Genomic DNA, 21,751 nt, shown 5'->3' on the forward strand with positions numbered 1-21,751 from the left:
AATCGTCCGACGATCCCGAAGGGGTGTCATGGCAACCGACTTGCCTGCCGGAGCCCGCGCCGAGCCGCTCTTCACCGGCCGGCGCGCCTATCCGGTTCCCGGCGCGCCAGACCTGAAACTCTTCTGCCCTCCGCCCGCCCGTGACGACACCGCGCTCGGGGAGGAGGTCGACGACCGCCTCGTCACCTGGGCAGCTGAGGTCGGGATCTACCCGGGACGGCTGGAGAAACTGCGCGCCTGCCAGTTCGGCCGGATGCTGATGCTCGCCCACCCCGGCGCCGACGACCCCGAAGTGCTGCTCGCCGCCGCCTGCTGCCTCGCCGCGGAATGGGCCGCCGACGACTACTACATCGACGAAGTGTCCCTCGGCGCGGACCCGAAGATCGTCGGATCGCGCCTCGCGAACCTGTACGCGGTGCTCGACCCGGCCCAGCTCCCGCAGGCCTACGCACCCCGGTTCGAACGGTTCACGCGTGAGACCCCCATCGCCGCGGCGTTCCGCGGCGCGATGACCCTTCTGGCGCGCCACGCCTCGGCCACGCAGGTGGCCCGTTTCCAACACCAGATGGGGATCCTGTTCGTCGCCTGGAACCAGGAGGCGGACTGGCACGCCAACGGACACATCCCCCAGACCTGGGAATACCTGGTCCAGCGCCACCTCAACAACTACCTCCCGCCGATGATCCTCATCGACCTGGTCGCCGGCTACGAACTACCCCCCGAGCAGTTCTACGATCCCGCGGTACGTCGGGTTTTCGCCCTCGCCGGAACCGCGGCGGTACTGCTCAACGATCTGTACTCGGGCGCATTCGAGTCCGACACCGACTTCAACCTCCCCAACGTCATCGCCGCCACCGAAAACTGCCCGAAAAGCGACGCGATCGCCCACACCGTGACGATCCACAACGAACTCATGCAGACCTTCGTGGACGAAGCCACCACCCTGGTCCGCACCGGTTCACCGACTCTGCGCGGGTTCCTGGGCGATACCTGGTCCTGGCTCGGCGGTGCCCGCCACTGGCACGCGACCTCTGGTCGCTACCACGGCGACAGCGCCCAGGTCGTCCGCCGATGACCCGAACACGGTGACTTTCCAGCGCTCCTAGCACAAGTGAGAATCGAGAAGGGAAACCGCCATGCCCACGCCGGCCACCACCGATGTCCTGCGAACCCCGTACCAGAAGTCCATCTCCGAGTACTGGGACGCCGAACGGGATCCGGTCAACATCCGCCTCGGCGAAGTCGACGGTCTCTTCCACCACCACTACGGCATCGGCGAACCCGACCTGTCCGTCCTGGAAGGACCCGCCGAGACCCGCGAGGAGCGGATCATCGCCGAGCTCCACCGGCTCGAAAGCGCACAGGCCGAACTGCTGCTCGACCACCTCGGCGACGTCGGCCCGGAGGACCGTCTCCTCGACGCCGGGTGCGGCCGTGGCGGGACGAGTTTCATGGCGAACCGGCGCTTCGGCTGCGACGTCGACGGCGTCTCCATCTCCCAGCAGCAGGTCGACTTCGCCAACAACCAGGCCGCCGAACGGGACTTGAGCGGCAAGGTCCGGTTCCACTTCCGCAACATGCTCGACACCGGCCTGCCCACCGGCGGCCTGCGCGGCTCCTGGAACAACGAAAGCACCATGTACGTCGACCTGTTCGAGCTGTTCGCCGAACACTCCCGCATGCTGAAGGTCGGCGGCCGCTACGTCTGCGTCACCGGCTGCTACAACGACCTCACCGGCGGCCGCTCCAAAGCCGTCATCCAGATCGACGAACGCTACACCTGCAACGTCCACGCCCGCAGCGAGTACTTCAAGGCCATGGCCGCCAACAGGCTCACCCCGATCACCGTCCTCGACCTGACCGCCGCGACCATCCCCTACTGGGAACTCCGCGCACAGTCCTCGGTAGCCAGCGGCGTCGAAGACGCATTCCTCACCGCCTACCGCGAAAACAGCTTTCACTACCTGCTCATCGCCGCCGACCGCATCTGAAGACCAGGACGTCGGCGGACCGGCCGGTCCGCCGACGTCTGGCCGACACTCCCGTACCCACGCGACCAGTACTGTCGGTCGTTTGCGGTTTAGGCCGCACCTGTGACCAGGGTTCGAGTCCCCGATGGCGCACCCCACGGAATCGAAGACCATCTTCACTCAACGAACGACGCCGAGGAGTAGACTCTCCACCGATTCATGCAGATCTGCCACCGCGACTTCAATGCTCCCCGAATTCCTGGTCAACGCCTGGTAAATCAGGCCGTCGAAAGCCGCATAGGTCACATCTTCCGGTAGCCGGATACGCTTCGAGCTCATTTCGGCGTACCGGGTGACGACACGCCAGATGGCGCTTTGCAGGCCTTCGTCGATCGCCGTGACATCGGCTCGCAGGGACGCATCGAACAGGCTCTGATTTCGCAGGTCATACCACGTCCTGTGAATCTCTTCGTCGGCGAGAAGTCCAATCGAGACGGCCGAGCTGAATGTGGACTTGAGCTCGTCAGAATTTCTTGCCGCCGCCACCAGTCCGTCGTACCTTGCCACTTGCATCGCGCTGAAGTACCTGACGCAGTAGGTGATCAGATCTACTTTATCGCGAAAATAGTAGTGTAGAATTCCGTGGGAAAAGTCAGAGTTCCGGGCGATATCTCTCAAGCTTGTCCGCGCGTAACCAAGTTCGGAGAGCGTCGTCAAGGCCGACAGTGCCAGCTGCCCTCGTCGCCGTTCGAACTTGTTGATCCCACTCAAGTTTTCCCCCTTGCCGAGAGCCGTTCTTGTCATTGAAGCACTCGTCGGCGCATTTTCGCCAGCGTGACGCCCGAAGTGCATCGCATACCTCGGCCACATCCGCCGAACGGGTGGTTGACGTGGCTTCGCTGCGCTGTCATGCCCATGACAATGCGGCGGCCGCCCGGACGGAGAGGTTGGCTGCGAGGGGGATGTCCTGGTGCGGCCGGATCCGGGCCTTCAGGGTGCGCAGTGCCGACCTCGTCCGGCCGCTGCGCACGGTCGGATAGATATCGAGGAAACGGCTCCATGCCGCCACCGCTTCGTCGATCCGCCCACTGTCGAGGGATAGTTCCGCCAGCCGCGCCTGCGTGATCGCCAGTGAGCGGTACTCACCCGAGGGGCGAAGCCGGATCGATTCGCGCAAAGCCTTGATCGCGCCCTCCTTGTCGCCCAGACTGGCGATGGTGGCGGCACGCTGGTACACGAGCGAACCATGGTGGTACGCACCTATGACGCTCAACCTGTCCCCGTCTTCTGTCAGCGCCCGCTCCGCAGCCTGCAGAGCCGAGGTCGCACGCCGGCGGTCGCCAACGGAAGCCGCGGCCACGGCAACCTGTCCCAGCAGAAACGCTCTGATCTGCTGTGGTACCTCCGCCGAAACGCTGCTCATCGCCGCCTCAGCGAGGCGTAAAGCCTGAACGCGATGCCCGAGCGTTCTGGCTTGCACGCTCATGGCCCTCAGGGTGATGGCGTACCGCAGTTCGTCACCGGCCTCCCCGGCGAGGCGCAGCGCCGCACGAAAATAGTGCTGAGCAGGGCCGTGTAGCTCGTCATCGAAACACATGAATCCGCACAGGTAGGCCAGCTCGGCCGCGACCAGCTGCAACCCGTGGTGGACGACCGGGGTGATACCACCCATTCGAAGCCACGGAGAAATTGTATTGGCAAGATAATCGGCCAGTGCGACGCGGGCCGCGCCCGCGCCGAGCGCGCAGTCGGTGGCGGAAAACAACCGCAGTGCCGTACCGGCCGCTTGGATCTCGGCTTCGCCGATCGCCCCGGCAGCGCACCTCCTCGACGCCGCTGCCGCAGGGCCCCCGGCCAATCCGGGAACCGTCAGCAACGCCAACCGGTAAACCGAGTACCGGAGCAGACTCCGCCTGCTCGAATCCGCGGCCAACCTGCCCAGTTCATCTGGTACCACGGGATCTCCTTCGTCGTCAGCGGGACAACGGCCCGTGGCGAGCCCCGCGTCGAACGGTGTGACATCGCGGTCGAGGACGCGGGACAGCGCCTCCGCGATCAGCTCCGGCACGGGCGGCCGGGGGCAACCTCCGGACAGCCACTGCGCCGTCGAGGCACGCCGGTAGTTCAGGTCCAGCCCCGACTCCGCAGCTACCGCGTTGACCGCACGGGCAAGCTCACCCCCCGTCCAGTGTGCCTCGTCGAGCAGGACACGCAAACGGTCGTTCGGGCTGCTTGGAGTTGCCATCATCCTCCTGTCCGGCCGAACTTGATGCTCAACCGCCCACTCGAGCGTCAATTCCCTCGCCAAGTTAGACGCGCGGCATGCCTGACAGTCATTGCTGTTGATCGCCCGGAAGGAGCCTACTTATTGCAGTGGCCCAGCAGTAGAGGCGACGAGTACCGCCGCTACGACGGTGATCACTTCGCTGCGTGTGCAGTATTACTCCGGGAGGACGCATTGTCGACCACGTCGGATCTGTTCGGGCTAACCGGAAGAACAGCATTGATCACTGGCGCGTCACGAGGAATAGGCCGCGCGATCGCGCTCGGCTACGCCGGCGCGGGAGCCGACATCGCCCTGCTCGCACGCAGCACCACCGCACTCGAGGAACTCGCCGGCGAGATCGAAGGATTGGGCCGCCGAGCACTCGTGCTGACCTGTGACGTCACCGACCGCGATCAGCTCCGCCACTCGATCGTGTCGACGATTACTGAATTCGGGCAAATCGACATTCTGGTGAACAACGCGGGTGGTTTCAGCCACGCGGGCCCGTTTGTCGACCTGCAACCGCAGGACTGGTCCGAGGTCATGCAGCTCAACTTCGAGACCGTCGTCTTCCTCTGCCGGGAACTGGGCCGCCATTTTCTCAAACGCGGCAGCGGGTCGGTGCTGAACATCTCCTCGATCGCCGGCACCGCCGGCGTTCCGATGCTCTCCACCTACGCCGCGGCCAAGGCAGCGATCGTGTCGCTGACGCGTTCCCTCGCCGCGGAGTGGTCTTCCCACGGGGTGCGGGTCAACGCCCTGACCCCCGGATGGATCTCGACGGAGCTCACGAAGACGTTCGCGAGCGATCCTGAGGCCTCCGCCGGGCTGCTCAGCGCCGTGCCGGCGGGCCGGTGGGGCGAACCGGAAGACGTCGTCGGCGCGGCGATATTCCTGGCCGGCGATTCCGCGCGCTTGATCTCCGGTACGTGCCTGACCATCGACGGTGCGACCACCGCCTACGCCGGCGGCCCCGCGATGCTCCAGTTCCTCGGCCTTGGCCGCATCCCCGCCTGACCACGAACGAAGGATCTTTCATGCGCAGTCGCACGGTCTTCCTTTTCCCCGGGCTCGGCGCCTACTCGACCGGTGTCCTCCGCGAGGCTCACCGCAGCCATTCGGTGATCGGCGAAACGTTCGCCGAGATCGACGCGGCGGCCGCCGCGTCCGGGGTGCCACCGGTGTCGGACGTCCTGTTCGGCACCCGGGAGTACACCGTCAAGGAACTGCTCGGCCGTCAGGCGGAACTGCTGCAGCTGGCCATCTTCGGCACCTCCGTGGCCACCCACCGCCTGCTCGTCGAAAGCGGGGCCGAGCCGGACCTGTTGCTCGGTCACAGTTTCGGCGAGATGGCCGCCCTGGTCAGCGCAGGCGCGTTCACTCTCGCCGACGGTGTCCGGCTGGTGTGCGCACGCAGCGAAGCACTGCGGCCCTGGGAGGGGAAGGGTGCGATGGCGGCGGTCGGTGCCAACGAGACCGTCGTGGCGCACCTGATCGGGCTGGTCGAGGAACCGGACCTGGTGCTCGGCTGCGCCAACGCGCCGAGGCAGAACGTCGTCGCCGGACCCGCCGACGCGCTGTCCCGGCTCGAAAGCGCCGCCGAAGCCCTGGGCTTCTTCTTCGCGCGGCTGAACCTGCCCTACGCCTCCCACCACCCGTCGATGTCACCGGCGGTCGCGGCGTTCATGGATCTGATGGCTCCGATCCGGCAGCGGCCGTTGCGGGCACCGGTCTATTCACCCGTGCACCGCCGCCGGTACACCGACGCCGACGACCTCAAGCGGGCGATCGCCGACTGCCTGGTGCTGCCGGTGCGGTTCGTCGACGCCGTCCGGGACCTGCACGCCCAAGGGTGCACCACCTACGTCGAGGTGGGTGCGCTCAACGCGCTGACCCGCTGTGTGCAGGCGACCGTTCCCGCCGTCCGGACGTTCGCGCCCCTGCTGATCCCGGCGGACGAGACAGCGAACCTGCGTGTCGCGGCTGAAGCCGCGCGCCGCATCGACCGGACGACGTCGCCGGCCGCACCGGCCTCGGTCACCGCCGCACCCGAGGCCGCGCTGGTGGCCCCCTTGGCCGAGCCCCCGCGCCCACCGGCCGCACCGGCCGAGATCCCCCAGGCGCGCACGGGCCACGAATCCGTCGCCACGTCGCCGGCGGACCGAGACCAAGTCCTCGAACGTCTCTGCCGGCTGTACGCGGCCGCGCTGGAATACCCGCCTGAGCTGCTCACCGAAGACGCCTTGCTGGAAGCCGAACTCGGCATCGACTCGCTCAAGCAGACGTCATTGCTCGCCCGGGTGATCGAGGAGTTCGGGTTGCCGGACAAGCCGGGTGACCTGCGGGTGTGGGAGCTCCCCTCCCTCGGCCGCGTCGCCGATCTCGTCATCACCGCGCGGCAGGGGGCCCTCCGTTGACCGAGCGGATCGTGCTGGTCACCGGCGGCGCCCGCGGACTGGGCCGCCAGATCTGCCGCGCGTTCGCACGCGACGGCGCGCACGTGATCGTCAACTACTTCCACGCCCACTCCGAGGCGCCGCAGTTCCTCGAAGAGCTCCGATCGATCGGCTCGGCGGAGCTGCTTCGCGCCTCGGTCGCCGACCGGCAGCAGGTGGAGGCCATGTTCGACGAGATCCAGCGCAGCCACGGCCGGCTCGATGTCCTGGTGAACAACGCCGCGTCCGGTGCGCTGCTGCCGATGGACGAGCTCACCGAGGTGCACTGGCAACGGGCCTTGGACACCAACCTGCGGGGCAGTCTGTGGTGTTCCCGGCGTGCCGCGCCGCTGATGGCGGGCCGTCCGGGAGCCGCGATCGTCAACCTCTCGTCACTCGGCAGCTCGCTGGTGATCAGTGACTACGTCACCGTCGGCACCTCCAAAGCGGCGGTCGAGGCGCTCACCCGCTATCTCGCCGTCGAATTCGCCCCGCACGGCATCCGGGTCAACACGGCATCGGGCGGCCTCCTCGACGGCCAGGTCGCCACCATGTTCCCCGAGGCCACCCCCCTCGCCGAGCGGGTCCGGGCGGCCACTCCGCTCGGCCACCGGCTCGGCTCCGAGGCCGAACTGGCCGAGGTCGTGCGGTTCCTCGCCTCGCCGGCCGCGTCCTGGATCACGGGGCAGACCGTCGTCGCCGACGGCGGCCTGTCCCTCGGCTCGATGATGCTCTCGCCTTCGTCCGAGAAGCCGGCCGGAGGGGAGCCCGTCGCCGAGTCCACCGATGCCATCGCTGTCGTCGGCATGGGCGTGGTCGCGCCGGGAGCGAACGACCCGGACGAGCTGTGGCGCACGCTCAACGGTGAGCGGCACGTCTTCACCGAACCGGTGCTCTACGACATCGACGCGTTCCACTCGGCGGACCCGTCGGCCGAGGACAAGACCTACACCCGGCACTCCGGGTTCATCACCGGCTTCACCCCACATCCGAGGCTGGCCGCCGAGCTGCGCGAGGGAACCGTGCCGAGCCGCGAGTCGACGGTTCTGTGGCTGAGGCACAGCCTGTACACCGCACTCGACGGGGTGTCCACGAAGGACGGTGATCGGTTCCTCGCCGCATTCGGCTACACCGCCGACGGCAGTCAGGAGCTGGAAGAACGCCTGGTGCTCTCGGGTTTCCAGCGGCGGTTGGAGTCCGACGCCGACGCCTTGCGCGCCCGGTACGACCGCCTGGGCGAGCGAGCGCGGGACTACCTCCCGGACCGGATCGGGCGCAACGCGGTGCACGGCGTACTGCCCGAAGACACCGAGCTGCTCATGGTCGACACGGCGTGTTCGTCCGCGCTCTACGCGGTCGACCTCGGGCTCAAGGCGCTGCGCTCGGGCGAAGCCGATATCGCGGTCTGCGGGAGCGCCTTCGCCTACAGCGCGCGGAACCTGGTGCTGTTCTCGAAGCTGCACGGCCTGTCGCGTTCCGGCGAGGTCCGCTCGTTCGATCAGGACGCGAATGGAGTGCTGTTTTCCGACGGTGCCGGGGTGGTCGTGCTGAAGCGTCTGGATCGCGCCCGCGCGGACGGTGACCGGGTGCTCGGCATCGTGGAAGGCACCGGTCTGTCCTGCGACGGCCGCGGCAAGGCGATCTACGCGCCCAACGCCGCCGGTCAGGTCATCGCGCTGCGCCGGGCCTACGAACGCAGCGCCGCCCCACCGGAGAGCCTCGACTGGGTGATCGCGCACGCCACCGGCACCCAGGCCGGCGACAGCACCGAGGTGGTGAGCCTGCTCGAAGCCGCGGGCTCCGGCCCTCGCGCTGTGCTGTCGTCGAACAAGCCGATCGTCGGCCACACCGGGTGGGCGGCCGGGCTCGTCTCGCTCGTCCAGGCCCTTCAGGGACTGCGGTACGGCACTGTGCCCGCGCAGCGGTACCTGCGCCGGCCGATTGCGCGCTTGGACGGCACCCGGTTCGTCCCGCCGGTCGAACCGGTACCGCTGCCGTCCGGGCCGCGCCGGGTCGGCGTGTCATCCTTCGGTTTCGGCGGCACCAACGCCCACCTCGTCCTCACCGACACGCCGCGCGGCGGAACCACTGCACCTCCTGCGGCCGAGGACGTCGTACTGGTCGGCTGGGCGGCGGATCTACCGGGTTCCAGCACGCGCGGGGACGTCGAACAGTGGCTGCGCGGCGAAGGTGCTGCCCCGGCGGCGGGCTTCGGCGATGAGTACCCGTTGCCGCCACCGGGAGAGGTCCGGCTGCCACCCGCGACGCTGCGCAACATGGACCGGACCCAGATCATGCTCCTACGCGCCGCCTCGCGGCTCGACCGGACGGTCACCGAAGCCATCGCCGGGCTGCGGGACACCACCGGAATCGTCGTCGGGCACATGGGACCCACCGGCCGGGCGGTGCACTACGCACTGCGCTGCTACCTGACCGATGTGCAGCGCTCCCTCGGCCGGGACATCCCGGAGCTGGTCAAGCAGGTCCACGCCCTCGTGCCGCCCAGCACGGAGGACGCCTTTCCCGGGATCATGCCCAACATCATCCCCGCCCGGCTCGCTGCCTGGCTCGACGTCCGCGGGCTCAACCTCACGGTGGACACCGGTCCGGACGCGGGACTCGACGCGGTGCGCACCGCGGAACGGTACCTGCGGCACGGCGATCTCGATCTGGCACTGGTCGCAGGCGTGCACGGCAACACGACGCCCGAACTGGCGGATGTCGTCGGCGGTACCGCGGAACTGGCCGAAGGCGCGTTCCTCACCGTGCTGACCCGGGAGTCGGTCGCCCGTGAGCACGGTCTGCCCGTGCTGGCCAGGCTGAGCACAACGCACACGGCGGGCCCGGTCGCCCACCGTCCGGCCGGACGGACCTACCTGGGCGCCGATCCGATCGTCGAAATGCTGACCCTGCTGGCACGCGGGCGGTCCGGAGAAGTGAACAGCGTACGGACCCACGGTCCGCGGCTGCGAGTGGCCGTGGACCGCCGCGACCCTCCCCTCACCCGGATGGTCCAGCGGCTTGTCCCCGCCCCGGCCGGAACCGTCCGGCCGCCGGCGTCGCCGATCCCGGAGGGGGCCTGGGTCCTGGTAACCGATCCCGGCGTGCTCGCGGACGCTACCGTGCCGCACTCCGCCCGGGTCGTCGTAGCGGATGCCGGCGAACTCCCACCCGGCGAGCCCGACCACGTCCGGATCGTGGCGGACCTCGCGGCGTCGCGCACACCGGTGGACGACCTGAGTGCCGTGGACCGCCTGCGCACCCTGCACGACCTGGCGTATCTCGCCGCGGCCCGGTGGCCCGGTCGAGCGGGCGGCACCTACGCGGTTCTGCTCGCCGACTCCGTGCGGGCCGGTCGCCCCCACCCGGCGACCGGGATGTTCACCGGTCTGGTCAAGGCACTGGCCAAGGAGAAGCCCGCGGGCCTCACCTTCGCGGCACTCGCCGACACGACCGATCTCGGTCCGCTGGCGGTGGAGGCAGGCTGCGATCGGGACCTGGCCGTCGCGGTGTACTCCGGAGGTGAACGCTTCGAGTACGCCCTGAGCCCCGTGCCCGCGAGCCCGGCGGATGTACCGCTCGGCCCGGACAGCGTCGTGGTCGCCGCGGGCGGCGGCCGGGGCCTCACCGCCGAGCTCCTCGTCGCGCTGGCCGGCAGGTTCCAGCCGACGGTGTACATCCTGGGACGCCACGCACCGGCTGAGGAAGCCGACCCACCACCGCGCGAGACGTTCTTCGCCTCCGCGAAAGCGGCGCAGCCGGGACTTCCACTCGCCGCACTGGCGACCCAGTACGACCGGATGTGCGCCGGCGTCGCCGTGCGTCGCACACTGGACCGGCTGGCCGCCCACTGTGGCCCCGACAGGGTGCACCACCTCGTTTGCGACCTGACCGACCCCGCAGCGGTACGCGCCGCGATCGACCGCGTCCATGCCCGGCACCCACGGGTGGACCTGCTGATCAACGCGGCCGGAGTGCACCAGGGCGGCACCGTGCGCGCCGAAGCGCTCCCCCGGGCCCGGCAGGTCCGGGACACGAAGCTGCTGACCTACCTCAACCTGCGCGCGGCCTTCGCCGGACGGGGGCCGCGGCTGTGGCAGAACTTCGGCTCGCTGCTGGCCGTCCTGGGCTGGCCCGGCGAAGCGGACTATTGCTCGGGCAACGACCTGCTCGACGCCGCAGCGGAGTGGACGCACGCGCCCGCGGCCGACCGGGAGACCACGATCGCCTGGGCCCTCTGGGACGAAGCCGGCTTCGCGGCCGAACCGCTCACCAGGGAGCTCCTGCGCCGCCGCGGCGAACTCACTTCGCTGTCCACGACAGACGGTATCGCGCTCTACCTGGATGAGCTGGCCACGGCCGGCGCCGACCGCGTCGTCACCTTCCTCGGCCGGGCCGAGCGACGATCACTGGCCCAGCCGAGGCTCACGCGCGTCGCCGGTACCGGCGACCTGAGCTGGACTCCAGATTCCGAGCGCGACGGGTACCTCGCCCACCACGTGCTCAAGGGGGCGGTAACCCTGCCGGCCGCCTGGATCGCCGAGTTCGCCATCCGGACGGCCGAGCCAGAGCCGCGTGGACCGATCGAAGTGCGCAACGCCACCTTCGCCATGCCCGTGCTCACCGAAACCCGGCACGCCCACCGGCTCCGCTGCCGCCGACACGGCGAGACCGCCTTGGTGGAGGTGCTCAGTGACCTCGTCGCACCCAACGGCACGGTGTTCCGCCGAGACGTGCTCAACGCACGGATGGAGGTCATCGCCCTCGGCAAGCGGTCGCACCCGACCGTCGAGCCGCTGCCACCGGACTCCGGTAGTCCTGTCCGACCTCGGTTCTACGCCGACGGCGACATGGTCCGGCTGACCGGTCCCTTCGCCTCGCTCACCGACGTGCGAGTGGACGCCGAGCGGGCCACCGCCCGGTTCGCTCCCGAACTCGGCAAGTGGGCCGCCGCGCTCGACGGCCTCCGCACCCCGGCACTGCTCGTCGACGCTCTGCTGCAGCTCTCGCTGCTGGCCGGAGCCGGCCGGGGCACCGCGGTACCTGTCGGGATCGACCGGATCGAACTGTTCACCGACCGGAACGACATCGGGCTGCTCGACTGCCACGGGAACACGATCAGGCTCAGCGTCGCCGACGATATCGCCGCCGCACAGGCGCCGGACGGGGCCGTCCTGGTCCGTGTCCAAGGGGTGCGGGCCGGCGGTGCCGCCGCGCCGCGCAAGCTGGCGGAGGTCCGGACCGCATGACCGCCACGACGTCACACACCTTCGTCCACGGTCATGGGAACCCGGACCGCGCCGGCACTCTCAGCCTGTTCTCCGACGAGCTGTTCCGCCCCCGCAACGGACTGAACCACGCCGAGCAGTGCCGGCTGACCTACGATCGGCTGAGGTGGCTGAGTTCTCGGCTGCCTCCGGTCACCGAGCTCCTCGCGAACCCGCGGGCGCTGCTCGGCGTTCTGGAGACCGCGGCGGTGGCGAGCCCGTCGGTGTTCCTCGCCATGACGATCCACTGCTGCCTGAGCACCAACGCGATCATCGAGTACGGCCGTGGCCGCCCCGACCTGTCGCCGTGGCTGTCCGAACTCGACACGATGGCGTCGATCGGCACGCTGGTCGTGACCGAGTACGGGCACGGCAACAGTCACCTGGCGATCCGCACCGAGGCACGGCTGGACCGCAGCACCGGAGAGTTCGACCTGCACACGCCCGATCCGGCTGCCCGCAAGTTCATGTCGAACAACAGCTTGGACGGCGTGCCGAAGATCGGCGTGGTCTACGCACGCCTGCTGGACGGCGAAACCGACCACGGCGTGTTCCCGTTCGTGCTGCGGCTGCGCCAGGAACGCGGAACACCGGACGGGATCCGGATCCACTCGCTACCGGAAACCTGGGGCCTGCCACTCGACTACTCGGTGATCGAATTCACCCACGTCCGCATTCCGCGTCACAGCCTGCTCCACGATTCCGCGGCCTGGACGCCCGAAGGTGGCATCGTCGACCCCCTCGGTCCAGCCCTGCGGGTGAAGCGCTCCCTCACCGTCCGCGAAAACGCGTGGGTAGCCTCGGCCGCGGCCCTGGCAGCGGTCAGCCGAGCGGCCGTCACCATCGCTGTGCGGCACGCGGCGTACCGGCTCAGCCGGTCACGGTTCTCCGAGGATCGGTGCGTGCTCGAATTCCGGCCGCAGCAGCACGCCCTGTTCGGTGCCCTCGCCGCGGCCTGCGCGAGCACCGCGCTGGTCGAGCGCGCCAAACGGGCGTGGTGCGAACCAGCCGACGGCGATCCGCTGTGGTCCCGTTCCGCAGGGTTGGGCCGGACACTCGGATTGGTGAAAGCGGCGGCGTGCCAGACCGCCTACCAGGTCACCGAGACGTGCGGGTTGCGCAGCGGAGCACACGGAATGTTCCTGGCGAACCGGCTCGCCGAGTACCAGGGACTGGCGCACATGCTCAACCCCGCTGCCGGGGACGGACGGCTGATCGAGCTAGACGCAGGTCGCGCACTGGCCGACGGAGAACACTACCGACCCCCGGATCTCGACCCTCCCGTCGTCCATGACCTGCGGGAGCCGGCGTCGTGGCGTGATCTCGCCGCGTTTCGCGAACGGAGCCTGCACGAGCTGCTCACCCTCGAGCTCGAAACCGCACGCCGGCGTAGCCAGGATCCGTTTCACGCCTGGAACAACCGCCTCGCGCTGGGGCGCGAACTGGCCCGGGCGCACGTCCGCCGCCTGGAGCTGGACTGCTTCATCGATGCTGTCGCGGCGCTACCTGATCGCCGGCTGCGGGAGGCCCTGGAAATGCTGGTCGCCTGGTTCGCCGCGGAGCGGTTGCGTACCGATCTCGCCTGGTATCTCGCCGAGGGCGTCCTGACCGCCGAGCAGGCACGAACGCTGCCACGTCAGTTCGACGGACTCGGCGAAGATCTGCTGCCACACGTCGTCCACATCGTCGAGAGCTTCGAACTGCCCGACGAGCTGCTGCATTCGCCGCTGGCCAGTCCGCACTACGCGGAAACCGGTGGCGCGGATGCTTTTTCGCCGCCAGGATCACCGTAGTGTGCGCATACGTTGCACCGGGATATGCGAACGGTCTTGCAGATGCATGTGCATATTCGGCGTTTCGCTAGAAGGAGTGAAAACCACCAGGAGCACTTCCCGTTTTACCGCGGCTGCTCGAAGGTTGTCGGCGAGAGAGTCGCAAGAACGGGGTGTCATGAACAGATCCGTAGAACGTCGGCAATTCCGTGCTGTCGGCACAGTTGCCGGAGAAATCCTCGTCGGTCACCGCTACATCCATCCTGTTCGCGGCCCGGTGTGGTGCCCGGCGGCCCCGCTGGTGGTGGCCGGCTTGCGCCGGGCCGGGCACCGAGTTCGGGAAACGTCGTGCCTGCGCCTGGCGGCGTGCGGCGAGGGCGAACTGTTCGCCGCCTCGTACATCGATCCGGACGGCCACGCGATCGGGCTGGCCGCCGCGGCCCATCAGACCGACGAAGCGGGACTGGCCGCCGTTCGCGAAGTGATCATGACGTGGTCGGCCGTGTGGCGAACGCGCCGCGTCATGGTGGCAGACATCCAGGATGCCTGCACGGCCTCGCCGTACGCCCACGAGGCGGCCGGCGCGACACCGGACCACCGCCGCCGGCGGATCGACCTGGTCCCCGCTCAACGTGGGCGTACCTCTGGCGCCAGGATGACGATGGCACTCGCGGTCGACTCCGTGGTCGGGGCTGTGGATGACGCGACCTGCCCACACGTAGACCGGGCTCATGCCGAGGCACAAAGGTTTGCCGACCGCGGTGATCACGTGGTCATCATCGGCCAACGGGACCACGCCGAGGCATCCGCCCTGCTCGCTCTGACGCCGGAGCGCAGCGTCGTCGTCGAGTCGGAGGAGGATGTCGCCGCGTTGCGTCTGCCGGCCGATCGGGTGAGCTACGTGGTACAGCCGGGCACGACGATCGAGGGAGCGATGTCGGCGCTGGCGAGCCTCCGGCTTCGCTATCCGCGCTCTCGAGGCGCACACCCGGATCACCTCTGCTACGCCGCTTCCGATCGGCTGGAGACGACCCGTCTCGTGATCGGCGGAAGTGACCTGACGATCCTACTGGGGGACCCGGAGGAGGCCGCATCGTGCGCGACGAATGCCCCGACCATGGAAGTCCTCAGCGATCCCACCGCCCTCCAGCCGTCCCGCCTCGCCGCCGAATGCATCGGAGTCGTTCCGGTAGGCCAGCTAGGCGTGCGCCTGCTACCTCGGCTGGTCACTGTGCTTTCGGGACTCGGGCCGCTTGCGGTCATCCACCGGCGGATCACCACCAGAACCGATTTCGCCGGATCTTGGGAAATGACCAACGCTCTCCAAACGGCAGGCATCGTCGAGAATTTCCAAGCGAAATAAGAGAAACTCCGGACGTCCGGAGAAGGCTCCCCGGATAAACTTCCCTGTGAGTTCGATGCACTCAAGGGAGGAAGGCGAGGAAGTTGCCGGCTTTGCGGGTGAGGCGCCGGTATCCGGTGAAGCAGGTCATGGTTCGCTCGATCACTCAGTGGCGCTGGCCGAGTTTGTCGCCTGCTTCGATGCTTTTGCGGGCGATGCGGACCTTGATACCGTCCACGGAGAAGGAAATGCGTGCCATAGAAACAACTCTCGGGCTCACGCCTGGGCTGGGAGATTTCGGCATGGCATCGTCGGTCGTCCTAGTACTCCAGCAGCACTTCGTGATTTTTTGTGCGTCTTCGCTGGTAGTGGGCTTGTTTGGCGCGGTGTTGGTGGCGCCTTCGCCAATGGGACCAGGCCCAGGTCACGGCGCGTTGGGGAACGGTGGCGATCAAGTGTGCCAGGAGACGCTTGACCTCGCCAAGCGTGGCTGGGATGAGGCCGCTGCCAGGGCTTTTGGGGCGATCGCGGCCGTGACGGCGAGGTGAGCTTCCCCCCGTTCGCCGGACACGGCGGGTGTGGGGTCAGGTCGTCGCGCCTGGTGGCTGATTGATGGCCTCAAACGTGGCGGGGCTGTGCATCCCGATCTTGGAGTGTCTCCGTTTCGGGTTGTACCAGCACTCTATCCATTCGAATATGGCGTTGGCAAGTTCGTCACGGGTTTTCCATGTTTTCGAGTCGAGAAGTTCAATCTGAAGGGTCCCCCAGAACGATTCCATCATGGCGTTGTCGTAACAGTCGCCGACAGTGCCCATGGACGCGAGCAGTCCGGCAGCGCGGAGACGTTGCCCGAATGCCCATGACGTGTATTGCGAGCCATGGTCGGAATGTAGAATGGTTTTTCCATCGTCAGGCTGACGGCGCATAATTGCCATGCCGAGAGCGTCGGTGACCAGTTCGGTGCGCATATGGTCGGCGATGGACCAGCCGATGATGAGCCGGGAATAGGCGTCCATCACCGCGGCGCAGTAGAGGCGGCCTTCCTCGGTGGGGTGTTCGGTGATGTCGGTGATCCACAACCGGTCCGGGATGTCAGCCGTGAACTGGCGGTTGACCAGGTCGGCGCTGGGTTGCCCGGCCGGGTCGCGGACCGTGGTGACGTGGCGCCGGCGCCGGTAGAGGCCTGGATCCCGGCCTCGCGCATGAGCCGCTCGACCCGTTTGAGGTTGACCGACATACCCAGACCCAGCGTGAGTTCGGCGTGCACCCGCGGCGAACCGTAGGTTTTACGCGAATCGATGTGGATCTGTTCGATGTGTTTCAGTAGCAACGCGTTCTCCTCCTCTCGGGTGAGGGCGGCCGGTCGCGCCATTCGTAATATCCGGAACGGGCTACGTTCAATACCCGGCAGGCCATCGCGACGTCGATGCCGTCCGCGGCGAGTTCGTGGACCAGCGGGAAACTTACTTTGGGAGGATGTTCTCCCGCGCAAAGTACGCCGCCGCCCGTTTCAGGATCTCATTCTCCATCTCGAGCTGCCGGTTCTTGCGCCGCAACTCGGCAAGTTCCTTCTTCTCCACGCTCGTCAGCCGGGTCACAGAACCGTTCTGGTCGGCGTCGACCTGGGCCATCCAGTTGCGCAGACAGGACTCGCTGATGCCCAGGTCCTTCGCCAGCGCGGCGACCGGTTTGTCGCCGAGGCGGGCCAGCTCAACGGCACGCTGACGGAACTCAGGCGGGTGTGGTGCAGGCATCGAAGCATCCTCCCTGATGACCGGCGGTCACCTCAGGTGAGGTGTCCGGACAACCGGGGGAAGCTCAGAGACGTACTTCTCGTTCTTGCAGCTGTGATTTGGCCTCGGTTCGGCACCTTGAAGTCGATCACGCGGTGGCCGTCTTCATGCCCCCGACACCGCCGGCCCACGACCGCTGGGAGTCGCCGTCCTCTGCTGAAACCACCGACCGCCCCGGACAACGATGCCACGGCCACCCAGCTCGGTTATCAGGTCCATGGCCAGTCCAGGAAGGACGACACGATGTCGCAGCCCAGCCACCGCACTTCCGAGTTCACCGTCGACCGCCTCGAGAACGCGGTGCCGAACGTGCAGCCCACCCCCGAGGAGCTGTACGACATCGCGGTGCTGTTCGCCAAGCGTCGAGCACGCAGCCCTCGACGAGGTTGCGGCCGAGCACGCCGCCGTCCTCACCCCCGGGCAGAGCCCGGACCGGCACCTGACCGGGCACTCCGATCCACTCGTCGGCCTGCCGCTGCATGCATAGGATGTGGTGTGCGCCGCACAGCCCTGCATCGGTGTCAGCTCGTTGGTGGCGGCACCAGCGATAGGTGCCTGGACCGCAAAGGGGTGGTTCACCTGTGTGGGCGTGTCGAAAGTGAATCGAGAAATGCGGCGAGACTGGTTGTCTCGGGAAGCCCTAACTGCCGGTAAAGCCCCAGAGCTTCCCGCAGGTGGCCAGCTCCTTCGCTGACATGACCGCTTTCCACGCGGCAGCGGCCGATCTCCTCCAAGGCGATCGCCTGCTGCGGGAGGGACCCGGTCTCCAGCGTCAGCTTCAGGGCCTGGCCGTACAGGTCGGTCGCTTCAGGAAGGTGTCCGCGGTCCTTTTCCAGCTGCCCCAGGTCGTTGAGGACTTCGGCCTGGCCGTTCCGGTCACCGGTTTCGACGTGGAGATCGTGTGCGCGGGTCAGCAGCGTGACAGCTGCTGAGACGTCGCCGATGACCCGCCGGACGCGGCCGAGGTTCTTGTACGTCGCCGCCTGTCCGTGCCGGTGCCCGAGATCCGTGTAGATCTCGTGAGCCGTCGTGAACGCTTCCTCGGCGAGCCGGTATTCGCTGGTCAAATAGTGGACGCGGCCGAGAGCCACAAGCGTGTTCGCCTCGTCGAGGCGGCCACCGGATTCCGAGTGCAGGGCGTAGGCCCGGTTGAGTGTCTCGGTGGCCTTCGAGTAGTCGCCGGTCAGGTACTGGATGCGGCCGAGGCCAATGAGCACATTTGCTTCACCGCGGCGGCTTCCGGCAGCGATGTTCGTGGCGTGGGCAAGTGTGAGCGTCTCCGTGGCGGTGTCGTAGTCGCCGACCAGGATCTGAACTTCGCCGAGGTCCTTGAGGGCAGTAGCGCGACCGAGTTGGTCACCGAGCCGCTCGTAGAGCTCCTTCGCGCGGGTGAAAGTGTCCGCAGCCTCGGTGTAGTTGCCCAGCCTTGCCCGCGCCGTGCCCAGGTTGGCCAAGGCGTTCGCCTGTCCGAGTTCGTCGCCGACCTGCACATGGATCGCGAGCGCCTCGGTCAGGCTCTGCTCGGCTTCCCGGTGATGGCCAGTCCGCCGTTGCATGCGGCCGAGGTTGGTGAGGGCAACCCCGATCTCTCGCTTACCGGAGGTGCTTCGGATGGCGTCGAGAACGGTGCGCTGCATGGCGAAAGCCAGCGCCCAATGCCCCCTGAATTCCAGGTGCGGTTGCACCGCGTCGGCCAGATACAACGAACGAACAGGCTGATTCGGGGCTACTCGGCTGAGGCAGGCACTGATGTTGACGTGCTCGGAATCCAGCCAGTCCCTCGCGGAATCCGCCGTCTCAAGGTCGGGGAGCCGATCCGGGAGATGACCGGTAGGAAGCGGTGGAAGTGCCTTGTCCGCGCGATGGTCGGGTAGTTGCGAGCCGGCGGAGGTCGCGCAGTGGAGGTAGTAGCCGAGGAGCCGATCGAGGGCGAGGTCGTTGTCCTCGGCGGGGTCGTCACGGGTCAGGGCGCAGGCATACTCGCGAATGAGGTCGTGACAGCGGTAGCGGCCGGGGAACAGCTCGTCGACGAGGTTGTCGGTGTAGAGCGCGTCGAGCCGGTCCGCCGTCGTGTCCACCGGACCTCCGTCGAGCGCGGCTGCGGCGTAGCTGTCGATGTCGGTGCCGGGGTGGAGGCCCAGACTGCGGAACAGCTGCTGTTGCCCCGGGGAAAGGTCGTCGTAGGAGAGCTGGAACGCGCTGGCCACCGCGAGGTTTTCGGCACGCAGTTCGCTGAGCCGGTCCTTCGTCCGAGCGACCTTGGTGACCAGGTAGCGCAGGGTCCACGAGGGATGGTGACGGCGCCGGCCCGCCAGAAGCCTGATGGCCAACGGCAGGTACCCGCACAATTCCATGAGCTCGGCGAGGGCGTCCGGGTCGTCCTCGCGGCTGCGCGAGAGCCGGGAGAACAGCGTCGCCGCCTGGCCCTGCGTCAGCACTCCCAATGAGATCGGATTCAGATCGTCGACGCCTTCCAGCCTTCGCCGGCTGGTGACCAGGACGACACACGTGTCCGACCCGGGAAGCAGCGGCCGCAGTTGCTCGCGGCTCAGGACATCGTCGAGCAAGAGCAAAACGATTCTTCCCGTCATCCGGTGACGCCAGAGCGCGGCCCGGTCGTCGAGGCCAACGGGCATCGCGGAGGCGTCGACCCCCGTCGCCGCGAGCAGGGACGCCAACGCCGCCGCGGGGTCGACCGGACGCTGGCCGGGGGTATGGCCGTGCAGGGGCAGGAAGATCTGGCCGTCCGGAAAACGGTCCGCCAGCATGTGCGCGGCGTGTATCGCGAAGGCCGTCTTGCCGACGCCGGGCATGCCATCGACCGCGAAAAGTCCGCTTCCGACGGGCGCAGAGCCTACGGAGGTTGCCGAGTCGATCAGGTCCTGTAGTTCCTCCTGCCGGCCCGTGAACGCCACACTGTCACGGGGCATCGAGAGGATCGGTGTCATGATCAGCCGGGAGTGCCATGCGTTTTCGGGAACCGGCTGGTGAATGTGGACGCCGCCGTGAATCACGCCTGCTTGCACCACTAGACCTTCGATGACGCCGGAGACTTCGTTCCGTACCCTGCCGACATCTGCGGAATGCGTCATGGCGTCCCCTGGCCGTCTGACGTATCGATGACCTTTACGCGCATCTCGACGTTATCTGCGAACGGCGTGCCGCCCATACCGCCGATCGGTTTTACTTGTCCCGGTGTGTCGAATGGGCCGCTTGCTCGACAGCGTCTCGTCAGGTGGACGCGGGTTGACCTCGAACTGTCGTGCTTCACGGTGTTCGCTGATATCACGCCGCGACCCGGGTGGCCGTACCCTCAGCGGGGAACTGTGGTCGGCGAGCATCCTGGTGGAGTCCAAGTTTGCCGGCGACCCCGGCAAGAGATGACGGACGAAAGGAAAGTCATGACCGCCGCCCCCGACGACAGGCTCGCCGAACTCCCGCCCTACCGGGCCTTGCTCGTGGTCGACGCCAAGAGTTTCGGCAGCAATTCCGACGCGGCCCAGAACGAGCTGGCGGCCTTGATCCCTGACGCGGTGGCGCAAGCGTTCGAGCGAGCCGGGCTGAAAGAAGTCTGGGATCACGCGCTGTTCCCGCACGGCACCGGGGACGGCTTCGGGATCGGGTTCGACCCGCGCTACCTGCCCGCCGTCGTCTCCAAGGTCTTCGACCAGCTCGAAGCCGTACTCGCGGAACGGGACGCCCGTCTGCGGGCGACCAGCCGCCACGTGCGCTTGCGGATGCGCGCGAGCCCGAACGTCGGGCCGATGCGCGCGGCCGATCCGGCCGTCAGCTCGGCGGTCGCCGTGGGATCCGCGGTCATCACTACCCACCGGCTGCTCGATTCCGTGCCGGTGCGGCAGGTGCTGAGCGCGTCGGATCCCGACCAGACCTTTCTGGCGGTGGTGCTGTCCCAGCGGATCTTCGATGACGTGCTCGCTGCCGGATACGCAACGCTGCCCAAGACCCGCGTCGTGCCCACCAACGTCGAGGTGAAGGAGTACCGCGGCTCGGTTTACCTATACGTGCCGAACCCCAGCGGTGACCTGCTGCGGCGGGGCATCGGCGGCGACTACGAGGAGAAACTGGCCTCGGCCACCCACGTGGCCGAGGAGGCGGGGGGCACCACGAACGTCATCTCCGGGGGCGTGCACGCCGGAACGGCCATCCAGATCGGCCGGATGCACGGTAACGTGCACCGCACTGAAGCCTAGATCAGCGAGGGACTACGCAGTTTGCCGATGACCGGCCCGCCGAGTAATTCCTCGACAGATTTACGGTGCCCGCTTCTCCGGGTCGCCACTGAACGCGGTCCGGTAGTAGTCAACGACGATATTCTTGTTCTGCTCCAGGTCGGACATTCTACTCCAATCGGTAAGGCACCGCCTCGTCGCCACCGAGGCGCAGCCGGCCACGATCGATGGCTCACTGCACTCGATCGGCAGATCGGAACCAGATCTGAACGGGATCCCGGCGCTCTCGCGGTCGAGAGGTCGTAAGTGATCGCTTCGCCTACTACGCTAAGGAGAACACTTTCGTTTCGGAAGTACCCACTTCAAAGTAAGTTAGAGCGGTGACTGAGAGTGACAACAAGGTCTCGACTGCAGACGCCGGGTTTCGACGTCTATGACCGCACATGCCCGGCCCGTCTGGTCCTGGAGCACGTCACGAGCCGTTGGGGTGTTCTCGCCCTGAGTGCGCTAAGCACCTGGCCAGAAGTCTTGTCCGAAATTCTCGGGTAGCCAGGGGCTGGTCCAGGGTGCTGCGGTGGTGAGTGTTTGCTCGGTGGTGCGGTTGCGGAAGTAGGCGTGGGTCTGGCGGAGTCGGTCGGCCATGGTGGTGGGTGCGGTGTTGGCGATGTGGTGTTTGAGTCCGGCCCAGACGCGTTCGACGGGGTTGTCCTGCGGGC

12 protein-coding genes and 3 pseudogenes are annotated in these 21,751 nt (G+C 67.5%); 8 read left to right on the forward strand and 7 right to left on the reverse strand.

The genetic code is table 11. The annotated features are described in order from the left end of the window. The first annotated feature begins 28 nt into the window (after positions 1-28). Both ACLJQZ_RS37650 and ACLJQZ_RS37655 read left to right on the forward strand, forming a co-directional pair. On the forward strand, positions 29-1,075 hold the full coding sequence (locus ACLJQZ_RS37650) for a family 2 encapsulin nanocompartment cargo protein terpene cyclase (RefSeq protein WP_410625143.1): 1,047 nt from the start codon (positions 29-31) through the stop codon (positions 1,073-1,075). Between the two features lie 61 nt (positions 1,076-1,136). Next, positions 1,137-1,991 carry a geranyl diphosphate 2-C-methyltransferase gene (locus tag ACLJQZ_RS37655; protein ID WP_410625145.1) on the forward strand — a complete coding sequence of 285 codons (855 nt, stop codon included), beginning with the start codon at positions 1,137-1,139 and terminating at the stop codon, positions 1,989-1,991. Positions 1,992-2,150: 159 nt separating this feature from the next. On the opposite strand, the gene ACLJQZ_RS37660 is transcribed toward ACLJQZ_RS37655, so the two are convergent. Then, complete coding sequence (locus ACLJQZ_RS37660) at positions 2,151-2,822, reverse strand: TetR/AcrR family transcriptional regulator (RefSeq protein ID WP_410625147.1); 672 nt, start codon at positions 2,820-2,822, stop codon at positions 2,151-2,153. A 55-nt stretch (positions 2,823-2,877) separates the two neighbouring features. After that, positions 2,878-4,215: a hypothetical protein gene (locus ACLJQZ_RS37665; RefSeq protein WP_410625149.1), complete on the reverse strand. Its 1,338-nt coding sequence runs from the start codon at positions 4,213-4,215 to the stop codon at positions 2,878-2,880. 213 nt (positions 4,216-4,428) lie between these two features. Between ACLJQZ_RS37665 and ACLJQZ_RS37670 the strand changes: the two genes are divergently transcribed. The 5 genes from ACLJQZ_RS37670 to ACLJQZ_RS37690 all read left to right on the forward strand — a co-directional run bounded on the left by ACLJQZ_RS37670 (position 4,429) and on the right by ACLJQZ_RS37690 (position 15,073). Next, the gene (locus ACLJQZ_RS37670) at positions 4,429-5,253 is read left to right on the forward strand and encodes an SDR family NAD(P)-dependent oxidoreductase (RefSeq protein WP_410625151.1); all 825 of its coding nucleotides are present in this window, start codon (positions 4,429-4,431) and stop codon (positions 5,251-5,253) included. 20 nt (positions 5,254-5,273) lie between these two features. Next, the gene (locus ACLJQZ_RS37675; protein WP_410625153.1) at positions 5,274-6,653 is read left to right on the forward strand and encodes an acyltransferase domain-containing protein; all 1,380 of its coding nucleotides are present in this window, start codon (positions 5,274-5,276) and stop codon (positions 6,651-6,653) included. Further along, positions 6,650-11,920 carry an SDR family oxidoreductase gene (locus ACLJQZ_RS37680; protein ID WP_410625155.1) on the forward strand — a complete coding sequence of 1,757 codons (5,271 nt, stop codon included), beginning with the start codon at positions 6,650-6,652 and terminating at the stop codon, positions 11,918-11,920. Before ACLJQZ_RS37675 ends, ACLJQZ_RS37680 begins: the two co-directional genes overlap by 4 nt. Before the next feature lie 242 nt (positions 11,921-12,162). Continuing rightward, positions 12,163-13,731: an acyl-CoA dehydrogenase gene (locus ACLJQZ_RS37685; protein WP_410625157.1), complete on the forward strand. Its 1,569-nt coding sequence runs from the start codon at positions 12,163-12,165 to the stop codon at positions 13,729-13,731. Between the two features lie 157 nt (positions 13,732-13,888). Beyond that, a complete protein-coding gene (locus ACLJQZ_RS37690; RefSeq protein WP_410625159.1) occupies positions 13,889-15,073 on the forward strand; it encodes a hypothetical protein in 1,185 nt (394 codons plus the stop codon). 563 nt (positions 15,074-15,636) lie between these two features. On the opposite strand, the pseudogene ACLJQZ_RS37695 reads toward ACLJQZ_RS37690, so the two are convergent. From ACLJQZ_RS37695 to ACLJQZ_RS37710, 4 genes and pseudogenes are all read right to left on the reverse strand, one after another. Beyond that, positions 15,637-16,215: pseudogene (locus tag ACLJQZ_RS37695) on the reverse strand (IS3 family transposase); the annotation flags it as partial. A 26-nt stretch (positions 16,216-16,241) separates the two neighbouring features. Next, positions 16,242-16,424, reverse strand: a pseudogene (locus tag ACLJQZ_RS37700) (IS3 family transposase); the annotation flags it as partial. A gap of 91 nt (positions 16,425-16,515) precedes the next feature. Further along, positions 16,516-16,806 (reverse strand): transposase, encoded by a 291-nt coding sequence (locus ACLJQZ_RS37705; protein ID WP_410625161.1) that lies wholly within the window; start codon positions 16,804-16,806, stop codon positions 16,516-16,518. Between the two features lie 614 nt (positions 16,807-17,420). After that, entirely contained in the window at positions 17,421-19,937 is a 2,517-nt protein-coding gene (locus tag ACLJQZ_RS37710) for an ATP-binding protein (protein WP_410625163.1), read from the reverse strand. A gap of 309 nt (positions 19,938-20,246) precedes the next feature. Between ACLJQZ_RS37710 and ACLJQZ_RS37715 the strand changes: the two genes are divergently transcribed. Then, positions 20,247-21,056: a hypothetical protein gene (locus ACLJQZ_RS37715; protein WP_410625165.1), complete on the forward strand. Its 810-nt coding sequence runs from the start codon at positions 20,247-20,249 to the stop codon at positions 21,054-21,056. A gap of 486 nt (positions 21,057-21,542) precedes the next feature. On the opposite strand, the pseudogene ACLJQZ_RS37720 reads toward ACLJQZ_RS37715, so the two are convergent. Continuing rightward, positions 21,543-21,751: pseudogene (locus ACLJQZ_RS37720) on the reverse strand (IS630 family transposase); the annotation flags it as partial.

It is taken from the genome of Amycolatopsis sp. cmx-8-4, assembly GCF_046548675.1.
In the GTDB taxonomy this organism is placed as follows: domain Bacteria; phylum Actinomycetota; class Actinomycetes; order Mycobacteriales; family Pseudonocardiaceae; genus Amycolatopsis.